The sequence below is a fragment of the Staphylococcus sp. CWZ226 genome (assembly GCF_018986355.1).
Classification (GTDB): domain Bacteria; phylum Bacillota; class Bacilli; order Staphylococcales; family Staphylococcaceae; genus Staphylococcus; species Staphylococcus simulans.
In genome coordinates, this window is sequence record NZ_JAHMSB010000018.1 from 1 (window position 1) to 24,960 (window position 24,960).

General features: G+C 34.9%; 29 protein-coding genes and 2 riboswitches. Of the genes, 19 read left to right on the forward strand and 10 right to left on the reverse strand.

Going from position 1 to position 24,960, the window contains the following annotated elements; translation table 11 throughout:
- Positions 1-156: 156 nt before the first annotated feature.
- On the reverse strand, positions 157-669 hold the full coding sequence (locus KRR19_RS11380; protein ID WP_002481264.1) for a hypothetical protein: 513 nt from the start codon (positions 667-669) through the stop codon (positions 157-159).
- A gap of 179 nt (positions 670-848) precedes the next feature.
- Between KRR19_RS11380 and KRR19_RS11385 the strand changes: the two genes are divergently transcribed.
- The 3 genes from KRR19_RS11385 to menC all read left to right on the forward strand — a co-directional run bounded on the left by KRR19_RS11385 (position 849) and on the right by menC (position 4,058).
- A complete protein-coding gene (locus KRR19_RS11385; RefSeq protein WP_023016242.1) occupies positions 849-1,541 on the forward strand; it encodes a hypothetical protein in 693 nt (230 codons plus the stop codon).
- Between the two features lie 115 nt (positions 1,542-1,656).
- Positions 1,657-3,045, forward strand: a complete 1,389-nt coding sequence (gene menE, locus KRR19_RS11390) for an o-succinylbenzoate--CoA ligase (protein ID WP_156666674.1) — start codon at positions 1,657-1,659, stop codon at positions 3,043-3,045.
- A 2-nt stretch (positions 3,046-3,047) separates the two neighbouring features.
- A complete protein-coding gene (menC, locus tag KRR19_RS11395) occupies positions 3,048-4,058 on the forward strand; it encodes an o-succinylbenzoate synthase (protein ID WP_156666673.1) in 1,011 nt (336 codons plus the stop codon).
- Here the strand turns inward: menC and yidD are convergent.
- Positions 4,049-4,306 carry a membrane protein insertion efficiency factor YidD gene (gene yidD / locus KRR19_RS11400; RefSeq protein ID WP_023016239.1) on the reverse strand — a complete coding sequence of 86 codons (258 nt, stop codon included), beginning with the start codon at positions 4,304-4,306 and terminating at the stop codon, positions 4,049-4,051. The genes menC and yidD overlap by 10 nt on opposite strands.
- Before the next feature lie 77 nt (positions 4,307-4,383).
- On the opposite strand from yidD, the gene ytkD reads away from it, so the two are divergent.
- Both ytkD and KRR19_RS11410 read left to right on the forward strand, forming a co-directional pair.
- Complete coding sequence (gene ytkD, locus KRR19_RS11405; RefSeq protein ID WP_156666672.1) at positions 4,384-4,875, forward strand: RNA deprotection pyrophosphohydrolase; 492 nt, start codon at positions 4,384-4,386, stop codon at positions 4,873-4,875.
- Positions 4,841-5,614, forward strand: a complete 774-nt coding sequence (locus tag KRR19_RS11410; protein ID WP_070626290.1) for an alpha/beta hydrolase family protein — start codon at positions 4,841-4,843, stop codon at positions 5,612-5,614. Before ytkD ends, KRR19_RS11410 begins: the two co-directional genes overlap by 35 nt.
- Before the next feature lie 52 nt (positions 5,615-5,666).
- Here KRR19_RS11410 and pckA read toward each other — a convergent pair whose 3' ends face one another.
- Positions 5,667-7,259 carry a phosphoenolpyruvate carboxykinase (ATP) gene (gene pckA, locus KRR19_RS11415; RefSeq protein WP_002481257.1) on the reverse strand — a complete coding sequence of 531 codons (1,593 nt, stop codon included), beginning with the start codon at positions 7,257-7,259 and terminating at the stop codon, positions 5,667-5,669.
- A gap of 161 nt (positions 7,260-7,420) precedes the next feature.
- A riboswitch (SAM riboswitch) is annotated at positions 7,421-7,536 on the forward strand.
- Positions 7,537-7,646: 110 nt separating this feature from the next.
- Here pckA and metK point away from each other — a divergent pair.
- The 3 genes from metK (at position 7,647) to KRR19_RS11430 (ending at position 10,797) form a co-directional block, all read left to right on the forward strand.
- Positions 7,647-8,843, forward strand: a complete 1,197-nt coding sequence (gene metK / locus KRR19_RS11420) for a methionine adenosyltransferase (RefSeq protein WP_002481256.1) — start codon at positions 7,647-7,649, stop codon at positions 8,841-8,843.
- Between the two features lie 96 nt (positions 8,844-8,939).
- Positions 8,940-9,839 carry an NERD domain-containing protein gene (locus tag KRR19_RS11425; RefSeq protein WP_002481255.1) on the forward strand — a complete coding sequence of 300 codons (900 nt, stop codon included), beginning with the start codon at positions 8,940-8,942 and terminating at the stop codon, positions 9,837-9,839.
- A gap of 121 nt (positions 9,840-9,960) precedes the next feature.
- Positions 9,961-10,797: an aldo/keto reductase gene (locus KRR19_RS11430; protein ID WP_156666670.1), complete on the forward strand. Its 837-nt coding sequence runs from the start codon at positions 9,961-9,963 to the stop codon at positions 10,795-10,797.
- A gap of 51 nt (positions 10,798-10,848) precedes the next feature.
- Here KRR19_RS11430 and KRR19_RS11435 read toward each other — a convergent pair whose 3' ends face one another.
- From KRR19_RS11435 to KRR19_RS11445, 3 genes are read right to left on the reverse strand one after another with little or no spacing between them, the layout of a single operon-like run.
- A complete protein-coding gene (locus KRR19_RS11435) occupies positions 10,849-11,202 on the reverse strand; it encodes a fluoride efflux transporter FluC (protein WP_002481253.1) in 354 nt (117 codons plus the stop codon).
- The gene (gene crcB, locus KRR19_RS11440) at positions 11,195-11,566 is read right to left on the reverse strand and encodes a fluoride efflux transporter CrcB (protein ID WP_060804834.1); all 372 of its coding nucleotides are present in this window, start codon (positions 11,564-11,566) and stop codon (positions 11,195-11,197) included. Before crcB ends, KRR19_RS11435 begins: the two co-directional genes overlap by 8 nt.
- A 60-nt stretch (positions 11,567-11,626) precedes the next feature.
- Positions 11,627-11,935 (reverse strand): hypothetical protein, encoded by a 309-nt coding sequence (locus tag KRR19_RS11445; protein ID WP_023016004.1) that lies wholly within the window; start codon positions 11,933-11,935, stop codon positions 11,627-11,629.
- A 187-nt stretch (positions 11,936-12,122) separates the two neighbouring features.
- On the opposite strand from KRR19_RS11445, the gene KRR19_RS11450 reads away from it, so the two are divergent.
- On the forward strand, positions 12,123-12,839 hold the full coding sequence (locus KRR19_RS11450) for a transaldolase (RefSeq protein WP_002481250.1): 717 nt from the start codon (positions 12,123-12,125) through the stop codon (positions 12,837-12,839).
- A gap of 140 nt (positions 12,840-12,979) precedes the next feature.
- Complete coding sequence (locus KRR19_RS11455; RefSeq protein WP_023016003.1) at positions 12,980-13,441, forward strand: hypothetical protein; 462 nt, start codon at positions 12,980-12,982, stop codon at positions 13,439-13,441.
- Here KRR19_RS11455 and KRR19_RS11460 read toward each other — a convergent pair.
- Together KRR19_RS11460 and KRR19_RS11465 are read right to left on the reverse strand one after the other, a co-directional pair.
- On the reverse strand, positions 13,416-13,856 hold the full coding sequence (locus KRR19_RS11460) for a hypothetical protein (RefSeq protein ID WP_023016002.1): 441 nt from the start codon (positions 13,854-13,856) through the stop codon (positions 13,416-13,418). The two genes, KRR19_RS11455 and KRR19_RS11460, sit on opposite strands and share 26 nt — an antisense overlap.
- Positions 13,856-14,353 carry a sigma factor gene (locus tag KRR19_RS11465; RefSeq protein WP_002481247.1) on the reverse strand — a complete coding sequence of 166 codons (498 nt, stop codon included), beginning with the start codon at positions 14,351-14,353 and terminating at the stop codon, positions 13,856-13,858. The genes KRR19_RS11460 and KRR19_RS11465 overlap by 1 nt, the downstream gene beginning before the upstream one ends.
- A 204-nt stretch (positions 14,354-14,557) precedes the next feature.
- On the opposite strand from KRR19_RS11465, the gene KRR19_RS11470 reads away from it, so the two are divergent.
- From KRR19_RS11470 to ribH, 7 genes are all read left to right on the forward strand, one after another.
- Positions 14,558-14,779, forward strand: coding sequence for a hypothetical protein (locus tag KRR19_RS11470; protein ID WP_023016000.1), 222 nt, complete (start codon positions 14,558-14,560; stop codon positions 14,777-14,779).
- A 399-nt stretch (positions 14,780-15,178) separates the two neighbouring features.
- Positions 15,179-16,024: a peptidoglycan release complex glucosaminidase SagB gene (gene sagB, locus KRR19_RS11475; RefSeq protein WP_002481245.1), complete on the forward strand. Its 846-nt coding sequence runs from the start codon at positions 15,179-15,181 to the stop codon at positions 16,022-16,024.
- A gap of 141 nt (positions 16,025-16,165) precedes the next feature.
- The gene (locus tag KRR19_RS11480) at positions 16,166-17,647 is read left to right on the forward strand and encodes an FAD/NAD(P)-binding protein (RefSeq protein ID WP_216733640.1); all 1,482 of its coding nucleotides are present in this window, start codon (positions 16,166-16,168) and stop codon (positions 17,645-17,647) included.
- 94 nt (positions 17,648-17,741) lie between these two features.
- Positions 17,742-17,878: riboswitch (FMN riboswitch) on the forward strand.
- 162 nt (positions 17,879-18,040) lie between these two features.
- Positions 18,041-19,090, forward strand: a complete 1,050-nt coding sequence (gene ribD / locus KRR19_RS11485) for a bifunctional diaminohydroxyphosphoribosylaminopyrimidine deaminase/5-amino-6-(5-phosphoribosylamino)uracil reductase RibD (protein WP_216733641.1) — start codon at positions 18,041-18,043, stop codon at positions 19,088-19,090.
- A 4-nt stretch (positions 19,091-19,094) separates the two neighbouring features.
- On the forward strand, positions 19,095-19,727 hold the full coding sequence (locus KRR19_RS11490) for a riboflavin synthase (RefSeq protein ID WP_156666666.1): 633 nt from the start codon (positions 19,095-19,097) through the stop codon (positions 19,725-19,727).
- 15 nt (positions 19,728-19,742) lie between these two features.
- Complete coding sequence (locus KRR19_RS11495) at positions 19,743-20,924, forward strand: bifunctional 3,4-dihydroxy-2-butanone-4-phosphate synthase/GTP cyclohydrolase II (protein ID WP_002481241.1); 1,182 nt, start codon at positions 19,743-19,745, stop codon at positions 20,922-20,924.
- A gap of 32 nt (positions 20,925-20,956) precedes the next feature.
- A complete protein-coding gene (gene ribH / locus KRR19_RS11500; protein WP_070626312.1) occupies positions 20,957-21,418 on the forward strand; it encodes a 6,7-dimethyl-8-ribityllumazine synthase in 462 nt (153 codons plus the stop codon).
- 73 nt (positions 21,419-21,491) lie between these two features.
- On the opposite strand, the gene KRR19_RS11505 is transcribed toward ribH, so the two are convergent.
- Positions 21,492-22,487, reverse strand: a complete 996-nt coding sequence (locus KRR19_RS11505; protein WP_156666665.1) for a proline dehydrogenase family protein — start codon at positions 22,485-22,487, stop codon at positions 21,492-21,494.
- Between the two features lie 261 nt (positions 22,488-22,748).
- On the opposite strand from KRR19_RS11505, the gene KRR19_RS11510 reads away from it, so the two are divergent.
- The gene (locus KRR19_RS11510; protein ID WP_002481238.1) at positions 22,749-23,579 is read left to right on the forward strand and encodes an alpha/beta fold hydrolase; all 831 of its coding nucleotides are present in this window, start codon (positions 22,749-22,751) and stop codon (positions 23,577-23,579) included.
- A 176-nt stretch (positions 23,580-23,755) separates the two neighbouring features.
- Positions 23,756-24,712: an L-lactate dehydrogenase gene (locus tag KRR19_RS11515; protein WP_156666664.1), complete on the forward strand. Its 957-nt coding sequence runs from the start codon at positions 23,756-23,758 to the stop codon at positions 24,710-24,712.
- A gap of 79 nt (positions 24,713-24,791) precedes the next feature.
- Here the strand turns inward: KRR19_RS11515 and KRR19_RS12280 are convergent.
- Positions 24,792-24,960 (reverse strand): transposase (locus KRR19_RS12280; protein ID WP_253901126.1); only part of this gene is annotated, 169 nt, incomplete at its 5' end.

Below are 24,960 nucleotides of genomic sequence, written 5' to 3' on the forward strand. Positions count from 1 at the left end.
ATTTAGCATACTATCACCTCATTATCTTATTACTATCATTATACAAGAAATGGGGAAAAGGTTATTATGTAAAATGTTAAAAAATAAAAAATGCCGACAAGTCCGTAGGACTTTGTCGACAGTCTGACATCCACTCCGATATGAAGTGGATGCATCTTATGATTTATTTTCTTTTTCTGTTGTATTGATCTCTGGATGATTGATCTCATCAACACTTTTTTGGCTGAAACGATAGATTTTTACCATTGCTGGTTTGGATAATGCCAAGAATGATAAAAATGTTGCTAAGAATGAAAAGTGTGTCACGTTTAGTACGAATAACATCGGCACAAAAATTAAGACAAAAAGTGCAATGAATAATATCAATGGCAGTATTTTGATTAATATATTTTTAACTGTACCTTTAGTTAGGCGAGTCAGTATGAACAGGATTATCCCGATTAGAAATAAGGGGATAATGATTGTAGTCAAAGTTGCGACATAAGCTTCAGCATATCTATTCCAATCAAGATGAATAATGTAATACATAGAAGAATCAGTTGGAATATCTAGTCTGAATAAGTTACTACCGTAATTTTTGTATAAATAGTAGACGATAAGTAGTAATAATATAATTGAGCCGCAATATTTCATGATAGTACGTGGCATTTTATTGGATGATTGGCGCAAAACAATTCCCTCATTTCAAGCAATTTCTATTATTATCTTATAACTCTATATTGAATACAATAGAAATACAGAAATAGATACGACTTTTATACGAGGTGCATGATGAATACGCGTGGTACAATAGTGGTAAGAGTAATATAAGAAAAACTTTAACATTATTTCGAAATAAGGTGATAGACATGAAACGCTCAGATAGAAATCAACCTGATTATGACCGCTATAATCGAGACCCACGTGACTCAAGAGATGGACACGATCCAAGATATCGTGATACACGTGAAGAAGAGTACCGCAGACGTTCTGATGAAGATGGTCGTTATTATAATGAACGTGATTACAGACGTGAACGTATGTTGGAAGATGAGAATCGTAAAAATAGTAAATGGAAAAAAGGTTTGGCCGCGATTGTAGTTATCTTATTGATTGTTGTAGCAATATTTATAGTTAGAAATATGATGCAGCCAAAAGATAGCACAGAAACCGCAAATCAAAATGCGCAAACACAACAAACACAACCTAATAGCTCACAAACTCAAAAACCAGTGACAAATAACTATAAAGAAATCATTCGTGAGAAAGAAACAGTCATTAAAGAAAAAATTGAAAGTGCTAAAAACAATATTCAAAATGGTCAAAATAGCCAGAATGCGATTGAATCTGCACAAAATGAAGTTAACCAATTAAAAGATAAAGCTTCAAATGCGACAGATCAAAATGTCACTGACCAATATCAAAATGCGGTTGATAAATTAAAACAAGCAAACCAAGCGCAACAAAATGGTGAAAATCAATCTAAAGTAGACAGTTTATTAAATGATATCGATAGTAAACTACAAACGATTAAAGATAAACTAAGTCAACTGTTCAATTAAATATGAAAGAAATGAGAGGGTGCGACGCGCATCCTCTTTTTTCAATTCGAAAATTAAGGGAAACTACTTGAATTTTGTTATGATAGATAGGTAGAGATTATGGGAGGAAGATAGTATGGATTTTTGGTTAAAACAAAGCGCAGAGCGTGTTCCTGAAAATATCGCATTAGACGATGGAGCAACAAAACTTACATACGCGAGCGTGTATCAATCAGCAAAACAATATGCAAATGTATTTAAACAACTGAATCAAAAGAGAATTGCATTTTATATAGATAATCGTATAGATGCGGCTTTAATGATTTATGGTGCATGGTTAGCTGGTATAGAAGCAGTCATGATTAATACACGGCTTACATACAAAGAAATTAAAGCGCAACTTAAATCTGTACACACAGATATAATCATTGCCACATTACCATTAGAATTAGATGATTTTACCATTATAAATTGGAGTGAAGTTGAACAACGTCGCTCAACACAAACTTATGAGACTGAACTGGATTTAAACCGTATCGCTTCGATTATGTTTACTTCAGGAACGACAGGTCCACAAAAGGCAGTACCCCAAACTTTTAATAACCATTTAGCGAGTGCGAATGGATGCAGAGAAAGCTTAGGTTTTGATAGTAATACGAAATGGTTATCCGTCTTGCCGATTTATCACATTTCAGGTTTAAGTGTGTTACTGCGCAGTATCATTGAAGGTTTTACAGTCAGATTAATGCAGAAATTTGAAACAAAAACGGTATTAAAAGCGATTCAAAGTGAACAGATTACCCACATTTCACTCGTGCCGCAAACTTTAGGTTGGATGATGGACGCAGGTTTAACACAACCTTATCAACTTCAAAAAATACTGCTTGGCGGTGCGAAATTATCTGATGATTTAATTCATAACGCCTTGAAAGCGGATTTACCGATTTATAATTCATTTGGTATGACAGAAACGTGTTCACAATTTTTAACCGCTTCTCCATCCATGCTTAAACAAAATCCTAACACAGTAGGGAAACCGAGCCCTAACGTTCAAGTTAAGATTATCAATCCAAACCATGAAGGACATGGAGAACTCTTATTAAAAGGTAACAACGTTATGGAAGGTTATCTATATCCTGAAAATTTGACAGATGTATTTGAAGATGGCTACTTTAAAACAGGTGATATCGCAAGTGTAGATGTGGATGGCTTTGTGATGGTTTATGACCGCAGAAAAGATTTGATTATCAGCGGTGGAGAAAACATTTATCCTTATGAAATCGAAACAGTTGTGAAACGTTTTGACGGTATTACAGATGCAATGTGTTATGCCAAAGATGATAATACTTGGGGACAAGTGCCGGCATTATATTATACGAGTGAAAAAGATATAAATCATGACGCATTAGATACCTTTTTAAAAGAGGAATTAGCGAAATATAAAGTGCCGAAATATTATCAACAAGTGACAACATTGCCTTATACATCTACAGGTAAATTAAAACGTGGAAAGCTAGAGGAATAAGCATGCGTTTTGAATCTATTCTATTTTATACGTATGAAGCAGCATTTAAGCATCAGATTAAAACGCCTAAAGTCACTCTAGAAACAAGAAAAGTCTTAGTGATCGGATTGAAAAATGAGCACGGACAAACTTATTTCGGCGAATGTAATGCCTTTGAAACAGATTGGTATGATAAAGAGACAATAGAGAGTGTGTATGAAACATTGAAACAATGGTTTAATACAGTCCTCAAAGATAAAGAGATAGAAACCTTTGATGAAGCTAAAGTATTGTTGAACCACTTGAATCACGCACCCGCAGCGAGAGGTACTGTTGCGATGGCGTTATATCAAGTTTTCCATCATCTTCCTTCATTCGAGGTTCAGTATGGTGCAACGATAAGTGGTTTATCAACTGAAAATTATCAGCAACTATTAAAAACAAAACCAAAGCGTATTAAATTAAAGTGGTCGCCAAAAGTTATTGCTGACATCGAACAGCTACAAAATTTACCATTTAACCCATGGATCGCATTAGATGCGAATGAATCTTTAACGAATCAAGATATAGCAACTTTAAAAAAAGTTCAAAACCTTGAAGATATCTTGTTTATCGAGGAGCCTTTTAAGGATTTAGAAATGTTGAAAACCTTATCTCCAAAAGTTATCCCACCTGTAGCAATAGATGAGAAAGCAAGAGATGTCTCAAGCATTTTAACCTTGATTGAACAATATCCGATTGATACAGTGATTTTAAAGCCTTTCAGACTTGGCGGCATAGATAAAATATTAGATGCGATAGACAGCTTGCATCGACAAAACATTAAAGTAGTGATCGGCGGTATGTATGAATATGGATTAAGCCGCTATTTTACTGCTTATCTAAGTCAGTATGCTGACTATCCTGGGGATGTAACGCCTTATGGCTATTATTTTGATCAGGAGTTTACACAAGAAAACGGCATATTAAAAAGGGGACACTTATACTTTGCGCCCCCTGAAATTGATGTGGATCAATTAAAAATTTATTCATGATGATGGTGATGATGACAATGTTGATGTTTGTCATGCTTTAATGGCACTGGGTCAAATCCACCTTTATGAAGCGGATGACATTTTGAAATGCGTTTGATACCAAGCCATGTTCCTTTGATTGGGCCATGAACTTCAATAGCTTCTTTTGTATAGTTTGAACATGTAGGGTAGAAGCGGCATGTAGGAGGTGTCAACGGTGAAATAAAATGTTGATATATCCATATTAAGCCGAGTAATAGCTTCTTCAATTTAATCCCTCCAACTGATTTGTCTCAATTCGTAACGAATCTATTTTAGCATATATAATAAAAGGATGTGATAGAACGTGATTATACATGATCAATTTGATAAAGAAATTCGGTTGAACTTTACACAACCACAAGATAAACCAAATGGGGAACACGTTCTTGCGATCGCATTTCTCGATGATAGTTATCTTTTAACTAGACATAAAAAAAGAGGGATAGAATTTCCAGGTGGAAAAATAGAACAGGGAGAAAGTAGCGAAGCAGCAATTGTTCGTGAAGTCTATGAAGAAACTGGCGGGATTGTTGCTGAGATGACGTATGTTGCGCAATATACCGTATATCACCCAGAAGGGACGAAATGGTTTACGAAAGATGTCTTTGCGGTGCAAGTAGACACTTTAGAAAGTAAAAACGATTATTTAGAAACAGCAGGCCCTGTGACGTGTAAACATTTAGATGAAATTTCGGATGAAGAAAAGAGTTTCTTATTAGAAGACGAAGCGATATTAAAATGTGTAGAAAGAGTGATAGAACTTGGACTTTATCAAAAGAAAGAGGATGCCGATTGATCTCACAACGCATCGTGGTGAAGAAGTAACTTACCTTGTAGATGATTTACGAGTCAAAGGACTTATGATTACACCTAAACAGTCTGTAAAGCGCATTGTAGTCTATTTACGTGGCGGTAAAGGAAAAGTAGGGCGTGTCAGAACTGGACGTCTATTACAGTTTGCGAATGATCATACGTTAGTTTTCGGACCTTACTATCGCGGTAACAATGGCAGTGAAGGCAGAGATGAATTCAGTGGTGATGATTTGCATGATGTGACACAAGCGATCCGTATATTAAAAATATTATATCCAGAAGCTTTTGTGCATATAATTGGTTTCTCTCGAGGTGGATTACAAGGATTATTAACATTCCAAGATTTACCAGCAGACAGCTATATTACTTGGGGCGGTGTATCTGACTTGCATTTGATGTATGAAGAGCGAGTGGATTTAAGAGGGATGTTACGTCGTATGGTAGGGCATCCTAAAAAAGATTTAGCTGCTTATCAAGAAAGAGAAGCTTTACAATATATTGACGCAAATAGTCCACCGATTTTAATTATTCATGGCGGTGAAGATATTCAAGTTGGTATTCATCAAGCTTATTATTTAGAAAATTACTTGAAAAAAATCGGACATCGTTATCAAACGTATTATCAACCTAAGGAAGGACATATTCCGAGACCGAAAGCATTAAAACAAGTATTACAAGTGATACATCAATGGATGAACGATGTTGAAGCAAAAAAGATATAAAAATTCCGAGAAAGGGGTGACCTCTCTCGGAATTTTTTATTTCTATATTTAATTAGGCTTGGAATCCGCCTTTTTCAGCGATTTCATCGTTCTCTTCACCGAATTTCTTAAAGTTTTCAACGAAACGTGATTTCAAGTCTTCAGCTTGTTCACGGTATGCGTCTTTATCACTCCAAGCGTTGATTGGTTGTAGAATTGAATTTGGTACGTCTTCAATTTCAGTTGGAATACTTAAACCGAATGCTTCATCTTTTTCGAATGCAGCATCTTTTAAGTCGCCTTTAATCGCAGCGTCTACCATGCGACGTGTATATTTAAGGCTGATACGACGACCTACGCCATATTTTCCACCAGTCCAGCCTGTATTCACTAAGTAAACATCCACATCGTGTTTATCGATTAATTCACCTAATAATTCTGCATAAACTTTAGGGTTTAATGGCAAGAACGGTGCACCGAAGCAAGTTGAGAATGAAGGAACTGGTTCAGTAATACCACGTTCAGTACCTGCAAGCTTAGATGTGAAACCACTTAAGAAGTGATACAGTGCTTGTGCTTTGTTTAATTTAGAGATTGGTGGTAACACACCAAATGCATCTGCAGTAAGGAAGATGATTGTATTTGGGTGTGCAGCTTTAGATGGTTTAGCAATGTTTTTAATGTAATCAATCGGATAAGCAGCACGTGTATTTTCAGTGTGCTCGTTATCATCGAAATCAACTGAACCATCATCAGCAACGACTACGTTTTCTAAAATTGTACCGTAGCGGATTGCGTTGAAAATTTCAGGTTCTTTCGTTTTTGAAAGGTTGATTGCTTTAGCGTAGCAGCCGCCTTCAATGTTGAAAATACCATTTTGGTTCCAACCGTGTTCATCATCTCCGATTAATTTACGGTCAGGTGCTGCAGATAATGTTGTTTTACCAGTTCCTGATAAACCGAAGAATAAAGCAACATCACCTTTTTCGCCAACGTTGGCTGAGCAATGCATACTCATGATGTCTTGTTGTGGTAATAAATAGTTCATGACTGAGAAAATACCTTTTTTCATTTCACCCGCATATTCAGTTCCCCCGATTAAGATAACGCGGTGTTTGAATGAAACAATCACGAATGTTTCTGATTTTGTACCATCTACTTCAGGATTAGCTTTGAAGTGTGGTGCTGAAACAATTGTGAAGTTTGGTTTGATTTTTTGAGCTTCTTCTTTTGAAGAAGGGCGGATGAACATATTTTTCGCGAATAAATTATGCCATGCCATTTCGTTCACTACTGTTAAACGTAGTTGTGTATCTTCGTCGCTGCCTGCATAACCATTGAAGACATAAAGTTCATCTTTTTGATCTAAATAGTCTAAAACTTTGTCGTAAAGTCTTAAGAATGTATCTTCTTCAATAGGTTGGTTGATTGAACCCCAGTCAATCGTATCTCTATAAGAAGGTTCATTTACAATAAATTTGTCTTTAGGTGAACGTCCAGTGTATTGACCTGTCAGTGCATTGATAGCCCCAAGCTCTGTCAGTTCCCCTTCGTTGTTGTCCAGAATCTTGTTGTACAATTGTGTAGTTGTGAGTTGGAAAAGTGATGAAGACTTTCCAATCAAATGATCCAACTTATTACGGTTAGTTTGTGCATCTACTGCCATTTTAAAAACCCCTCCAGCGCGTAAGTATTGTTAATAATTGTAAGCCTTTACATTTTCATAGTATAACATAATATGCCGATTATTCCATAACAGATTTAAGATTTTAGACATATAGAATTGACAAGCCTAAAGAGTTTGGGTAGTATTGTGATTAACGGATTCTCTTATCCTGAGTGGCGGAGGGACATGGACCCAAAGAAGCCCAGCAACCTCTCCTTATCGGAGAAAGGTGCCAAACCGTTTGCAAATGTCATTAAAGATGTTTGAACGATAAGAGCGAAAGGACGTTTAAGGGCTTTCTCTCTATGTTTATATAGTTTGAAAGTCCTTTTTTATTTGAGCTCGTAGATAGAGAATTTTCGTAATCAAAATCAAAAGGAGTCAGTTATGTCGAATAATAGAAAATTGTTTACGTCAGAATCTGTTACAGAAGGGCATCCTGATAAAATAGCGGACCAAATTTCAGACGCTATTCTGGATGAATTATTAAAGAAAGATCCGGATGCAAGAGTAGCTTGCGAAACAGTAGTCACTACGGGAATGGCTATGATTGTCGGAGAAATTTCTACAGCAACTTATGTTGATTTTCCTAAGGTTGTCCGTGATACAGTAGCAGAAATCGGTTATACGAGAGCGAAATATGGTTATGATAGTCAAACAATGGCTGTGATGTCAGCAATTGATGAGCAATCACCAGATATCGCACAAGCAGTAGACACTGCTTTAGAATATAGAAATGAAATTACGGAAGAGGAAATTGAAAGTACAGGTGCAGGTGACCAAGGTTTAATGTTTGGTTATGCGACGAATGAAACAGATACGTATATGCCGACACCTATTTACTTCTCACACCAACTTGCGAAACGTTTATCAGATGTCAGAAAAGATGGTACATTAACTTACTTAAGACCAGACGGTAAAGTACAAGTTACTGTTGAGTATGATGAAAATGATAAACCAGCACGTATTGATACGATTGTTATTTCAACACAACATGCTGAAGATGCGTCATTAGATCAAATTCAACGTGATATCAGAACACATGTGATTGATCCAATCGTACCAGCTGAGTTATTAGATGAAGAAACTAAATTTTTCATTAACCCGACAGGTCGTTTTGTGATTGGCGGACCTCAAGGTGACGCTGGTTTAACAGGACGTAAGATTATTGTAGATACTTATGGTGGTCTTGCACGTCATGGCGGTGGTTGCTTCAGTGGTAAAGATCCTACAAAAGTAGACCGTTCAGCAGCATATGCAGCACGTTATGTGGCTAAAAATATTGTTGCAGCAGGATTAGCAGATAAATGTGAAGTACAACTTGCATACGCTATCGGTGTAGCAGAACCTGTATCTATTTCAATTGATACATTTGGAACTGGTAAAGTTTCTGAAGGACAATTGGTAGAAGCGGTAAGAGCTAACTTTGACTTGCGTCCAGCAGGTATCATTAAAATGTTAGACTTAAAACGTCCTATTTATAAACAAACAGCAGCTTATGGTCACTTTGGCCGTACGGATGTTGCTTTACCATGGGAACGTGTAGATAAAGTAGATGCATTAAAAGAAGCTGTTCAAGCATAACTATACAGTTTTTGAATTTGTGACATTTTATTATCGATACATTCGATATTTTCCTTTATAATTGGGAGTAAGATATGTAAAGGAGCGGAATATGTTATGGGACCATTAGAAATTGGTTTGATTGCAGCAATTGTCGTCGCTGTTATCTTCTTTGTCTTATTCTTAGTTGTCTTAAACAGTAAGAAAAAGGCTAAGTTGAAAGCAGAAGAACAATATGAGGCAAAAGAAAGAAGTATAAAAGAAAATTATGAAGACGAGCTTGAAAAAGAACGCGTCGAACATAAAAAAGCGGTCACAAAACAACGCGCTGATTTCGATGAAACAGTGACAGCAAAAGATCGTGAAATCGATGCGCTGAAGCTCTTCTCGAAAAATCATAGTGAGTATGTGACAGACATGCGTTTAATCGGTATCAGAGATCGTTTGGTTAAAGAAAAACGTATTCGACCAGAAGATATGCATATCATGGCGAATATCTTCTTACCTAAAAATGATTTTAATGCGATTGATCGTATCAGTCATTTAGTCTTAACACGTACGGGCTTATACATTATCGATTCTCAATTACTTAAAGGACATGTTTATAATGGCATCAGTCAAGAACAATTCGGTACATTACCAACCATTGAACAAGTCTTTGATGTGTTGGATTTAGATAAACGTCATCCTCAAACATTAGTGTTAGATGAAAATGATGATAAGCAATCAGCTTCATTTGTAAACTACTCAAATCAATTAAAAGAAGTTGAGCACTTAGCAGATACATTGAAGCGCGAATTGAATTTGAAATATACACCAATGGCATTACTTTATTTCAATCCTAAAAATGAAGGTGCAGTGACAATTTCAAATTACGCACAAACAACAAATACTAAAGTACTAGTTGGACCAGAACAATTAGATGAATACTTTAATAAATTCGTTTTCCATGGACGTATTCAATATAATGTTGAAGACTTACAACGTGTTATGGAAGAAATTGAATCATTTAATTAATACAATATGCACTGTTGACTGTAATTTTACAGTTAGCAGTGCATTTTTAATTCAAAATGTTTTACAGTTTTATTCATTGTGCATAGCATAAAGGTAAAGCAACAATGCAAGGAGAGAGAAAATGAATACATTTACGCTATATAATGGACAAACGATGCCACAATTGGGACTTGGCACATATAGAATTGAAAATAGTGATGAATTAGCACAACGTGTATCATTTGCGATAGAACACGGTTATCGCAGTATAGATACAGCTGCACGCTATGGAAATGAAGAAAAAGTAGGAGAAGGCATTAAAAAGGGTATTCAAGCCGCTGGCATACACCGCTCAGATTTATTCATTACCTCAAAACTATGGTTAGATGATTACGGCAGAATGAATGTAGAAGAAGCTTATCAACGAACTTTAGATAAACTTGATTTAGATTATTTAGATTTATATTTAATGCATTGGCCTGGCTCTAATGAAGAAGAAATGATTGATACATGGAAAGGCATGGAAGATTTATTAAAACAAAATAAAGTTAAAAATATTGGTGTCAGCAACTTTCAACCGCATCATTTAGAAAGTTTGTTGTCACATGCATCGATTAAACCAGTGATTAATCAAATAGAATTTCATCCTTATTTAACACAAAATGATTTAAGGTTGTATCTTAAAGCGCAACGTATTCAAGCAGAAGCTTGGTCACCATTTATGAACGGCGACATCTTAAAAGATGAAACAATTCAAGCTATCGCTGAAGAAGTAGCGAAGTCGCCTGCGCAAGTTGTATTGAGATGGCATATTCAACATGATGTTATTGTGATTCCTAAATCCATCACACCTTCACGCATTAAAGAAAATATCAACGTGTTTGACTTTAAGCTATCCGACGACCAAATGAAACGCATAGATCTATTAAATCAAAATAAAAGTATAGACGCAGATGTACCATCTTATAAATCATATTAATCAAAAAGAAGCGTTACCCTTTACAGTGAGTTGTAAAAGATAACGCTTCTTTTATGCGATAACATAACCGATTAGGCATGCGATAAAGCATAATCCATATTGTAAAAAGCTATACGCAATAAAAAGCATACGTTGTGACTTAGTGGTCAACATATTGGTTAATTCCAGTGATAGGGTAGAGAATGTAGTTAAACCACCTAAAAATCCTACAATAATCAATGGAGACAACCAAGCTTGTGCAATTGCGATACCTGATAGCAAGCTGATTAAGAAACTGCCTACTAAGTTGACAATAAGCGTTGCTATTGGCAGCTGAGTAGATAGTTTTGAACAGCTATTTGTGACAGCTGCACGGACTACAGCGCCTAAACCGCCACCAAGCATTACTAATAAAAGGTTACTCATGACTTAAGGCACCTCCAGCTTTACTACCGATATAGCATACTGCTAAACCAAGAATATAGCTTGAAATCGCGTAGACAAAAAGTAAAATATATTGCTGATGTTCAAACATTTTTACCAGTTCAAATTGAAATGTAGAGAACGTGGTTAATGCACCTAAAAATCCAGTTGTAATTCCTTTTTTGAGTAAAGGATTAGATTTAAAAGTTTGAATCACCAAGGCGGAGACTAAACCCATAAAAAAGGCGCCCGCTAAGTTAGCAATAAAAGTGCCAATCGGAAACCCTTGGCCATGATTTAATTGTGAAAAGATAAATCGCAGCAAGGCACCTAGTGCGCCTCCTACGAACACATATAAATACTGCAAAATATCGCCTCGTTACATTTTTAATATATAAATAATGCTACTGTTATAGTGGATTGTCAATTAAAATTTAATCATACCAAATGAGATTAAAGAAGTAACGATATGAATAACAATCACTATTAATAAGATGATAGGTAATATTTTACTGGCTTTACGAATCCAATCTGTACGTTCTTTTGAATGTTTAATAGATTTATCTGCTAAAATGATCGCAATAATTAGGATAATTGCATTAACAACACTGCTTGTAATTATTTTTTTCGCAATTGAATGAAACTGCTCGTTTAACAGTGGATTATACATGTTAAAGTTAAAACTGATGATAATAAGGATTATAGTAAGGTAAAAATAAAGTTTTGACCGTGACATGATGACCTCCGTTTCTGTACATTCTTTTATAATATCATAAAATTTTAGAGGGTTGTGGTTTCTTTTTTAAACCTTTATTAACAATTCTGCTGTGAGTTAATCAATCGCGATTTAAACGGGGGAATGTTATAATCAAGTTACTTTAGACAGCATTGAAAGTTAACAGTAATAAGGAGGCACTTATTTTATGGTAAAAGCAGATTTGAATGTAGAAGTATTTGCGGATGGTGCAGATATTGAAGAAATGAAAAAAGCTTACAAAAATAACGAGGTAGACGGATTCACAACAAACCCGAGCTTAATGGCTAAAGCAGGTGTTACAGATTATAAAGCATTCGCTGAGGAAGCTGTGAAAGAAATTCCAGATGCTTCAATTTCATTTGAAGTATTTGCGGATGATTTAGAAACAATGGAAAAAGAAGCGGAAATTTTAAAACAATATGGTAAAAATGTTTTCGTTAAAATTCCAATTGTGAATACAAAAGGTGAGTCTACAATTCCTTTAATTAAAAGATTATCAGCTGACGGCGTACAATTAAACGTAACTGCAGTATACACTTTAGAACAAGTTAAAGAAATTACAGATGCAGTCACAGAAGGTGTTCCAACTTATGTTTCTGTCTTTGCAGGACGTATTGCGGACACTGGTGTGGATCCATTACCACTAATGAAAGAATCTGTAGAAGTAACACATTCTAAAAAAGGCGTAAAATTATTATGGGCAAGTTGCCGTGAATTATTTAATGTCATTCAAGCAGATGAAATCGGTGCAGATATCATCACATGCCCAGCAGGCGTTATCAGCAAAATTCCAAATATCGGCAGAGATATCAATGAATTATCAGTAGATACTGTTGAAGGATTTGCGAAAGATATTCAAAAATCAGGACTTTCAATTCTATAATTAAATGAGAAATCTAGTATCATGATAATTGATTCTAGTATAAAATAAAGGCAGAAATAATCTTTACCAAGGTATCAGTCCTTATCGTAAAGTTATTTCTGCCTCTTTTTAAAATTTTACCGGGCAGGTGTATAGATGTCGTGAAAAAAGAGCAATTTGAAACAAAAGTAAAAAAGCAACTTTGGTTCCTAAATAAGAAAGAAAAAGATCAGTTGAACCAAGTTTTAAAGGATTTAGAAAACGATCAGACTGATACATTAACTTATAAACAGCCTATCAAGTTTTCAAATCAATTTTTAAGAACGCATATCTTTAAAAAGCGTCATCAAGGAACGGCCTCACTATTCTTAATTATTGTTGGGATGCTACTTATCAATGCATTATTACTAGGTTTATTTTTATTTGGTTTACTAACGAGTTTAAGTGTCGTTCAATATTTTGTAAATCCACAAGTCGATTTATCACTTGTACAATTAGCATTAATTCTAATAGGTGGCATTATATCGTTGATTGTCGCAAGTATTTTAATGAAAATCGTTACAGCATTCTTTACAAAAAAGTTGTTAGAAAATCGCTTTAATCAGCGTCATGAAAAGTCATAAAATGTAAGAAGATACATTCTAACCACTTACGATGCACAAATGAGTAATGGGCGTTTACGACTAACTGCACACCATTTTTAAAGATCAGTCTTGTCGTATAGCGTTCTTGTTTTAGACCTATGATTTCCAAACCATTTACAAAGTACTGGATAGGTGCACGTTTATTCTGTATAGGGAATAAAATGGTTTGTTGATTCACGATTAATGGCAAGTGTTTACGAATATTGAGCATTTGTTTCAATTCATATGATGCATATTTAGATTGAGGTGATTCACGTCTTAATAATGCATTCATATAAGATTTTAATGGCACTTTCGTTAAACCATGAAACATGTTGTAAACACATTCTATTTGGAAAGTGTGATGAGGGTAGGAAGTGAAATATAAAATTCTTGGACGTTCACAAACAACCATTATGACATCTCTCCTTTAAGAAAGTGTTTTAAAGGTGCAAGTTTATGGCGAACTTGCATTTGATACTTTCTGATTGTAGTCGCTGACTTCTTCATCAAAGTTTGTATTTCGAATTGTTTATAACCACATAATTTTAAATTCAACCACATGCGTTCATAGTCATTAAGCAGCAAGTAATATTCAGATGCGATCAACTGCGTGAGATAATTGTAATCTGAGTAATCACTTGCATCTTTAATATCGGAGATGATTGCTTGATTACTCTCTTCTAAAACTTTACTTTTCTTTCTAAATAAATCGATGAGATAGTAGTTCAGCCTTTGAAATAAATAACCGCTCATGCTATTATGAATGGACGTATCAAATTGTCGTAATAATGACCACATTTTGATGGATAAAAGTTGGGCATATTCGTCAATATCATACTTAATATTATATCTTTTTAATAAAGCATAAATGATACCCTGGTGTCGGATGATTAATGTCTCTATGTTCATCACTCCACACTTTCAATCTTTGTACATAACATATTATTTCTGGTTGATTTGAGTTTAACGAAGCGGATTAATTCTTTCATTTGCTAAATGTACAAAATAGGTGTTAAATAGAAGGGTAGAATTAAATAATTTAACAAAATAAATTGTAGTTTTCGACATAATAAGCATGATTAAACATAATTTACTAATAGATGGGAGGATTCCATGGATTACGCACACTTGAATTTAGAACACTTTTTCGCACGCCATGATGAATTGGATATGATTAAAGATAGTTCAGATTTTGTAATGATTAATAATATGACAAATGAAATGATGTATCGTGATGGCAAAATTGAAGGTACAATCGATTTGAACCGTTACTACTATAAGAATAGATCAGAAGCAGCTAGTTTTATAATTATGGAGTACAAACGTCCGGAATAATTAAAAACGAAAGCTAGTATTCGCCTGTTTATTACAGAAATGTCTGTAGATAAATAGGCTGTTTTTTATTTGAAGGATGTTATTTTGCACAAATCATGTACTGAGGTTATAGAAATGTTATTGAAAGAATACAGCAATATTACATTCTGACTTCAAGCACGTTCTATGGAATAAGATATGATAGAATGGTGGTTGGATAACTCTAAATTGTGATACACTGCAAAAAGTGTTAAGATTTAGAATCAAAACGAAATGATTTTTAAGTGTTATAAAACCGTAGGAACTATGGGGATAGCTCGGTAAGAAATAAATCAGTCATCATGAATGCGCCGAGAAGCTTCAACACCGTGTTACATAGTGTTAAGCAGTTCACTTTAACTTGACCTAAGAGGTGTAATTATGACGAAACACAAGAAAGGCTCTATCTTCGCAATTATAGGGCTGCTTGTTATTTTGGCTGTGACAGGTTATATTTTCTTTTCTATGATTTCCGACCAAATATTGTTTAAACATGTTAAAAAAGAAGAAACAGTTGAACATTTGGACGTAACTCTGAATCAAGCAGCTAAAAAACAAATTAATAACTATACAAGCCAACAAGTTTCCGACAAAAATGATAGATGGCATGATGCTACAGGAACAGAGATCAAGAAAGCCATGGACAGTGAAAAATTTATCGATGATAAAACTCAAAAGTATCAATTCTTAGATTTATCTAAATATCAAGGTATCGATAAAAATAGAATTAAGCGTATGCTTGCTGACAGACCTACATTATTAGCACATACTGAAGACTTTATTCATGCAGCTAAAAAACGACAAGTAAATGAAGTATACTTAATTTCACATGCTATCTTGGAAACTGGTGCTGTAAAAAGTGAATTATCAAAAGGTGTAGAAATTGATGGTAAAAAATACTACAATTTCTATGGTGTCGGCGCATTAGATGAAGACCCGATTAAAACGGGTGCTGAATATGCTAAAAAACATGGTTGGGATACACCAGAAAAAGCGATTGATGGTGGTGCAGAATTTATTCATAAGCACTTCTTATCAAATCCAGATCAAAATACGTTATATAGTATGAGATGGAATCCTAAGAATCCTGGTGAACACCAATATGCAACAGATATCAAATGGGCAGAAAGCAACGCATCACTTATTGCAGATTTCTATAAAAAGATTAATACTGAAGGTAAATACTACAAGCTATTTGTTTATAAAGATGACAAAGAACATCAATAATAATTCAATATAAAATATAGTTTAAAGCGAAATGATTAAATGAATGTGATTTAATTGTTTCGCTTTATTTTTGTTTGTTGCATAATAGAAGGTGAAGCAATAAACAGGGTAGTTATGTAGGAAGAGTAGGAGGTTATTTGTATGCGTGTTGCAATAATCGGAATGGGCACTGCAGGTGTCAGTATTTTAAGACAATTAGAACAGCACCCATATTTCAAAGAACTAGACATTGATGTTTATGACAATGCTAAAAATATGGGACAAGGTGTACCATTTCAAAATGACAGCTCACAATTACTAATTAATTTACCAAGTAAGGATATGTCATTAAATTCTAAAGATCAGGAAGAATTCTATCATTGGTATCAACAACAAAATGATTTTAAATTTGAGAATGCGACTTATTTACCAAGATTTGTCTTTGGACATTATATGAAAAGTTACCTCGATAAATTTAATGACATGTATGACAATATTCATATTATTACTGAAAAAGCGACTGAAATGTACTTGGAAAAAGGTTTTGAAAAAGATGCGCATATTCAATACTTTATTTGTACCAATCATGAACAAGAGGCATGTCGTCAATATGACTATGTCTTTTTGACAGTCGGTACGATGGCGTATCATGACCCATACCAGTTAAAAGGATTAAAAGGATTTATTAAATCACCTTATCCCACATATGAAACATTAAATACAGTGGAAGATACGGATGATATCGCAGTAATCGGAACAGGTTTATCTAGTCTTGATGTTATTCGTTATGTTGTGAAGCATCATCCTAACTTGCCATTGACGGCTGTGAGTCGACGTGGAGAGTTGCCAAGTGTCAGAGGGGAAATGCCAGAAATTACATTAAAGTATCTAACTAAAGAAAACTTTAATCAGATTATTAAATCTCATTCTGGTGTAGTTCCACTAGAGACTGCTATTCATCTCTTTAAGCAAGAGTGTGAGGATTTGAATATCCCGCTTCAACAGCTTATCAATCGAAAAGTCGGCGACCCAATTAAAGATTTAAAATATGATTTAGCTCACCCAGAAATATTAGGTGTATTCCAAAGTTTATTAGAAACGATAAAAGAAAATATGAACTGGATTTGGAATAGTTTAAGCATTGAAGATCAAAGGGAGTTTATGAAACGCTACATGCCGATTTTAAAAGCGAATTCCAACCCAATGCCGCCACGCACAGCACGTTTGCTTATAGAAGAGATAGAAGCTGGACACTTGTTAATCAAAAAAGATTTAGAAAAAGTTGTACAAGAAAATGATACCTTTGTTTTCAAATATAAAGATTCAAACGAAACTGAACAATATAATGTTGTGATTAATGCGACTGGACCTAGAACACAATTAAAAGATTTAGATGAAGATGACGGATTTTTAATTGATATTGCGAATAGACAAATTGTGCAAGCGCATCCGATGGGTGGCATTCAAATTGTGCCTGAAACAAATCAAGTCATCAGCCCGAGATACGGAACACTGCCACACTTAATTGCGATTGGTCAGATCACCAATGGCATCAACCAAGCACGAAATGGTGTCAATATGATTGTGCGCCAATCTGTGCAGGCGGTTAATAGTTTATATGAATTTCATTCGGAGAATAGATAATCATTAAGTAATAATTATTGTCAGTTAAATTAAAATAAGCTATGATAAATATATGAGCAAAGTATTGCTCGTTCGATTCAGAAACAATTTCATAAAATTCTTTCGGGGCAGGGTGCAATTCCCAACCGGCAGTAAAAACATAAGCCTGCGACCTGTACTCTATTTTAGAGTATGGCTGATCTAGTGTGAATCTAGAGCCGACAGTGAAAGTCTGGATGGGAGAAAGAATCAAGACGTCATTAAATATGATTTAAAACGCGTATTTAAGTGAAGTCTAGTTTGTGTTAGCAATTTTTAACATGGGTGGACTCTGTTTAAATACGGTGATGATACATTTTTCCGTTGCCTCTTTAGTTAGGTGACGGAATTTTTTTATTTTAATGAGGTGATTGTTTGAATCGATTTTTACAAAATGCGATTGCATTAGCAAAAATGGCTGAAGGCCAAACGGGTGTGAACCCTGCCGTTGGTTCTGTCGTGGTTAAAGATGGCAGAATTGTCGGTTTGGGTGCGCATTTAAAACAAGGTGAACGACATGCGGAAGTACAAGCCTTAGATATGGCAGGTGCAGATGCAGAAGGCGCAACGATTTATGTTTCGCTTGAACCTTGCACACACTTTGGTTCTACACCGCCTTGCGTCAATAAAATCATTGAAGCAGGTATTTCAAAAGTTGTATATGCGATGAAAGATATAACTTTAGATTCACCTGGTGATGAGATTTTAACTGAAGCAGGTATAGAAGTGGAATATCAGCATGATGCACAAGCAGAAGCTATGTATACAGATTTTTTCAAAGCTAAACAAGCACAGATACCTGAAGTAACTTTAAAGGTGAGTGTCAGTTTAGATGGAAAGCAAGCGACAGATAACGGTCAAAGTAAGTGGATTACAAATCCAGATGTGAAACAGGATGTGTTTAAACATCGAGCAAGACATGATGCTATTCTAACCGGTGCAGGTACTGTACAAGCTGACAATCCGAGTTTAACGGTAAGGTTAGAAGGAGAAAGACAGCCTGTACGTGTGGTGTTAGCGAGAAGCGGTCATTTGGATTTCACACAAACTTTATTTACTGATCAACAGACACCTGTGCTTGTGTATACAGAAAATACACAATTAAAAACAAAAGAGCATGGGTCTAATATTCAAATCATTGTATTAGATAATTGTTCTATTGAAACTATTTTAAAAGATTTATATCAAAGAGGTATCGGCTCAGTCTATGTAGAAGCTGGACCTAAAGTGACTTCACAATTTCTCCAATCACAGTGTGTCCAAACACTGATTATTTACTACGCCCCGAAAGTAATTGGAGGTTCTGGCAAGTATCAGTTTTATCAAACTGACAATGTACTTCCTTTAGAACAAACTCCTCAATTTGAAATTGACCATTCTGAAATCATCGATCAAAATATCAAAGTTGTATTAAGAAAGAAGTGATTTCATGTTTACCGGTATTGTAGAAGAAATCGGTACGGTTGATCGCCTTGTGACAGAACAAAATGTCATAAAACTCTCGATAGCATGTGAAACAATTTTAGAAGATATGCATATCGGCGATTCAATCAGTGTCAATGGTGCATGTTTAACAGTAACTTCCTTTAATCAGAAATCCTTTGATGTGAATGTTATCAAAGGTACAGAAAATAAAACGTATCTCAATCAATTGACTAAAGGCAGCTCGGTCAATCTTGAACGTGCTATGCCGAGTCAGGGCAGATTTGGCGGCCATTTTGTGTTAGGTCATGTCGATGAAGTCGGAAAAGTCCTAAAAATCAAACCGTCATCTAATTCTAATATCATGACCATACAATGTCCTAAATCTATTACTGACCAAATGGTTCAACAAGGTTCAATCACGGTTGATGGAACAAGTTTAACGATTTTCAGATTAGCAGAAGGCCAATTTGATATTCATTTAATTCCAGAAACAAAACGCGCAACGATTTTAGGTCAAAAGCGTGTCGGTGATACCGTGCATTTGGAAGCGGATATGTTATTCAAATATGTACAAAAAGCAATTTCAAATCAAAATACTGAATTGACGCCAGATAAATTAGCGCAATTCGGATTCTAAGAGGAGTGTTCAGAAATGCAATTTGATGATATCGAAAGTGCAGTTGAAGCACTAAAACAAGGTGAAAGTATTATTGTTGTGGATAATGAAGACCGAGAAAATGAAGGGGACTTAGTAGCTGTAACGGAATTGATGAATGAAAATACAGTCAATTTTATGGCACGAGAAGCACGTGGTTTAATTTGTGCACCTCTAGCTCCTTCTATCGCACGCTCATTAAATTTAGAGCCGATGGTTAAAGATAACAGCGATGCATTTGGTACAGCATTTACTGAAAGTATTGATCATATCGATACTACGACAGGTATCAGCGCTGCTGAGAGAATGCTGACAGCTAAAGCTTTGATTAATGGTGAGAGTACAAGTGCAGATTTTAATCGACCAGGTCATTTATTTCCATTGATTGCTAGAATCGGCGGGGTTCTAGTACGTCCAGGACATACGGAAGCGGCTGTAGATTTAGCAAGTATGACAGGCTCAAAACCAGCAGGTCTCATTTGTGAAATCATGAATGAAGACGGCACAATGGCTAAAGGTGAGCAACTCCAAGCATTTAAAGAAAAACATCAATTAAAAATGATTACCATTGAATCTTTGATTCATTACCGTAAATTGCATGAACAGCACATGCATGCAAAAGCTAAAGTAAAACTACCTACAGATTTCGGTACATTTGATATGTATGGATTTGAATCAGATTATTCACATGATGAAATTGTTGCAATTGTCAAAGGTGACATTCAAAACGTTGAAAATGTACGTATTCATTCATCTTGTCTGACAGGTGATATTTTCCATAGTCAACGTTGTGACTGTGGTGCTCAATTAGAAGCAGCAATGAAATACATCGACGAACACAACGGTATGGTGATTTACTTACCACAAGAAGGTCGAGGCATTGGCTTAATTAATAAACTGAAAGCCTATGAACTGATTGAACAAGGTCACGATACAGTCACTGCGAATTTAGCATTAGGTTTTGAAGAAGATTTACGAGATTATTATCATGCTGCTGAAATTTTAAAACACTTCGGCATTGAAAAAGTGAACTTGTTAAGTAATAACCCAGAAAAATTCAAAGGGTTAAAACATTATGGTATTGAAGTTGAAAAGCGAATTGAACTGATTGTACCTGAATGTAGTCACAATCACGATTATATGCAAACGAAAAAAGAAAAAATGGGACACATGATTTAATAAATTTTAACGATATTATTGGAGGAATTAACATGAACTTTGAAGGTAAACTATTAGGTAAAGATTTAAAAATCGGTATTGTTGTGAGTCGTTTTAATGATTTTATTACAGGTCGCTTATTAGAAGGGGCTAAAGATGTATTAGTCCGTCATGAAGTAGAAAATGATAATATTGATGTAGCATATGTACCAGGTGCATTTGAAATTCCACTAGCTGCTAAAAAATTAGCAGAAACAAATAAGTATGATGCAGTGATTACATTGGGTTGTGTCATTCGCGGAGCAACATCTCATTATGATTATGTATGTAATGAAGTTGCAAAAGGCGTATCAAAAGTGAGTGATACAGCAGGCTTGCCAGTAATCTTCGGTGTACTAACAACTGAGACAATTGAACAAGCAATCGAACGAGCAGGTACAAAAGCAGGCAATAAAGGTGCAGAATCAGCAATGGCTGCAATTGAAATGGCAAACTTATTAAAATCAATTCAATAAGTGTTTATGAATTAAAAATAACAGACAAAAGGCAAGGCCGATAGTGGTCTTGCCTTTTTCATGAATACAGTATTTACTTACGTTTCTTTAAGCCTTTGAGACCGAAACTTAAACCAATAACTGCGGCAATTGCGCCAGCGCCTACAGCAAGTGTTTTAGGTTTCACAAATTCTTTGACAGCTAAATTTAAATTTTGCGGACGTTCAGCTAAACGTCGCATAAAGTATCCGAACCAATCTTCGCCAAATGGAACATAGATACAGAAATGATAACCGTCTTCGGCAATTTCATAAGCTAACTCTGAACGGAAACCATACAACATTTGAAATTCGAAATTATCACGATCTATGTTGTTCTCTTTAACGAATTTTTTAACATGATCAATGATTTTGTGGTCATGTGTAGCGATAGATGTAAAATTCTTCGCACTTTTCAGTCTTTTTTCGATAAGCTTAATATAATTCTCATCGATGTCCTCTTTAGTTTGGTAGGCGATAGACGCATTTTCTTTATAAGCACCTTTGACTAAACGTAATCGAATGTGCGGGTAATTTTCAATCATATTGTCGGCTGAATATAAATAAGCTTGAACTACTGTTCCGATGTTATCATAATCTTTTGATAATTCATCCAATACGTAGAGGATATTTGATAAGCCTGCATATTTCTCGGTATCAATATTGATATGAATATTACCAAGTGACTTTGCTTTTTCTACAATTTCTCTTAAGTTCTGTTCTGCCAAATCTACATCGAACTCTGCGCCTAATTGACTGATTTTAAGAGAAATATGTGCGTCTAAATCGTTGTCGTAAATTGCTTGTAGTACAGTTAAAATAATTTTCTTTTCTTTAATACTTTGTTCTTTTGAATCTACAAATTCACCAAGACAATCGACAGTCACCGTAATCCCCTTATCATTAAGTGTTTGGATTGTCTTAATAACTTCATCAATCGAGTTACCAACAACTACTTTACTGGCACCTAACATAGGTCCGTATTTTCGTGCTGCTTGGTTCAAAAAAGTGTTATTTGATAAACTGATAAAAAAATCTTTGACTAATGGCATGTAAATTCCTCCCATACAACTCTGTTAAAAATAGTGTATCATGTTTCATAAATGTATGAAAACGTTAACAATATACAAATATACTTATTTATTTATAAATAACACGAATAGTAAATTATGTAATTGATATGAGAAAAGAACACAATACTAAAAAGGTTATCCTTAATTCAGTTGAGTATATATGTCAGTTCTAAATAGATTTTAATCGGTTCGTTTTGATACAATAATAGTAATTAATTCAGTAGAAGGGTAGTCGTTGATATGTGGAAGTGGGAAACAGAAAGTGAAGCAAAAGGTGTTATAGTTATTGCTCATAATATATTAGAACATACAGGCAGATATGCCTATGTGATTACATCACTCAGACGAAATGGATATCATGTGATTATGGGTGATTTGCCTGGACAAGGCCAAACTTCAAGATCTAATAAAGGTCAAATCGACAACTTTGAAGTCTATCACGAACATATCTTGGAATGGTTGAGAATAGCGAGTGAATATAAATTACCTACATTTTTAATGGGTGTCGGCTTAGGCGGTTTGATTACATTAAATTTAATGGAAAGAACTGAGTTGCCGATTGAAGGTATTATTTTACTTTCGCCATTAGTTGCGTTTAAGACAAATGCTAAAACACGCAAAAATCTATTTACATCTAATATTGGTGCAGGCGTTAAAGATATGCGCTTTAATGTAGGCATTGAACCAGAGCATTTAACAAGAAATGAAGAAGTTATAAGAGAAACTAAAGAAGATGGTTTGATGCTGACAAAAGTATCTTACCATTGGTATAAAGAAGTTGTTCATGTCATGAAAAAGACTTTAGAACATTTAGAAGACATCCAAAGTATCCCAATGTGCTTAATGTATGGGAAAGAAGATCAAATTTTAGACACCGATGCGATTGTAGAAATCAAAAAACGTGTAAAAACAGACGAACTTTATTATAAAGCATGGGAAGGACTCTACCATGAAATTCATAATGAACCAGAGCGTCCGTTAGTCATGCGTTATATCCTTAGTTATTTAAATAACAAAGTCAATGCATTAGGTTTTATACCAAATGACATTGATGATCAAATTGAAATTTAATCAAAAAGGCGCTGTAATAACCTTTACCATTACAGCGTCTTTTGTATTGTCGGTAAATGTTTACAATGTGTAAAATTTCCAAGCATTTCGCATTGATTTTATAGGCTGAAATTGGTATCTTGTATATGTGAAATAAATCACATAGAAGCGATTCTAAATTGGAGAGGGTAAGTAATATGAGTAATGTAAAAGCGAATAAAGTAGTTTTAGTAGGCGATGGTGCAGTAGGTTCTAGTTATGCATTCGCTATGATAGCACAAGGTGTTGCTGATCAATTAGTAATTATTGATTTAGTAGAAGAAAAAGTAAAAGGCGATGTACTAGACTTAAACCATGGTATGCCTTATGGTGAATCACCATCTATCGTTACAGCAGGTTCATATGCTGATTGTTCAGATGCTGATTTAGTTGTTATCACTGCAGGTGCACCCCAAAAACCTGGTGAAACACGCTTAGATTTAGTAGAAAAAAATACTAAAATCTTCAAATCAATTGTGGGTCAAATTATGGACAGCGGTTTTGATGGTATTTTCTTAATTGCTGCTAACCCAGTAGATGTGCTTACTTATGTCACTAAAAAAGTTTCTGGTTTACCAAAAGAACGTGTTATCGGTTCTGGTACAATTCTAGATACAGCACGTTTCAAATATGAATTAGGTGCAGAATTCGGTGTAGCACCTGAAAGTGTTAATGCTAGCATTATTGGTGAACATGGTGATTCAGAATTAGCAGTATGGTCACAAGCAAGTATTGCAGGTCAAAATTTATATGACATTTTAAATGGTGATCCTGAACGTGCAAAACGTATTGAAGAAATCTTCTTAAATACACGTGATGCAGCTTATGACATCATTAAAGCTAAAGGCGCAACTTATTATGGTATCGCAATGGGCTTATTACACATTTCTAAAGCTATTTTACGTAACCAAAATCTTGTATTAACAGTTTCAAGTTACTTAGAAGGTGAATACGGTCATAAAGATGTTTACATCGGTGTACCAACACTTGTAAACCGTGCAGGTGCAGTGAAAATTTATGAAACACCTTTAAATGAAAGAGAAACTAAAGAGTTTAGCCACTCTGTAGAAGTATTAAAAGAAACAACTAAAAGTGTAGATAAATTATTTAACTAAGTTTAAATACAACAAGAGCAGCTATCGCATTATGCGGTAACTGCTCTTATTTGGCTCTCTGTCAAATAGGACTGGTGAGCTAAAACACAGAGATTAAGCAGCATAAAGTTGCTTGATCTCTTTTTTTTGGATTAGCTGCAAAAAGATTTGTACATAAAATGATACGACTGCGTAAATTACCAAAATTTCTATAACCAAAAGATATTCTCTGTATCAGCTTTATTTTAGTATTTATTCCCTCAAGTGGA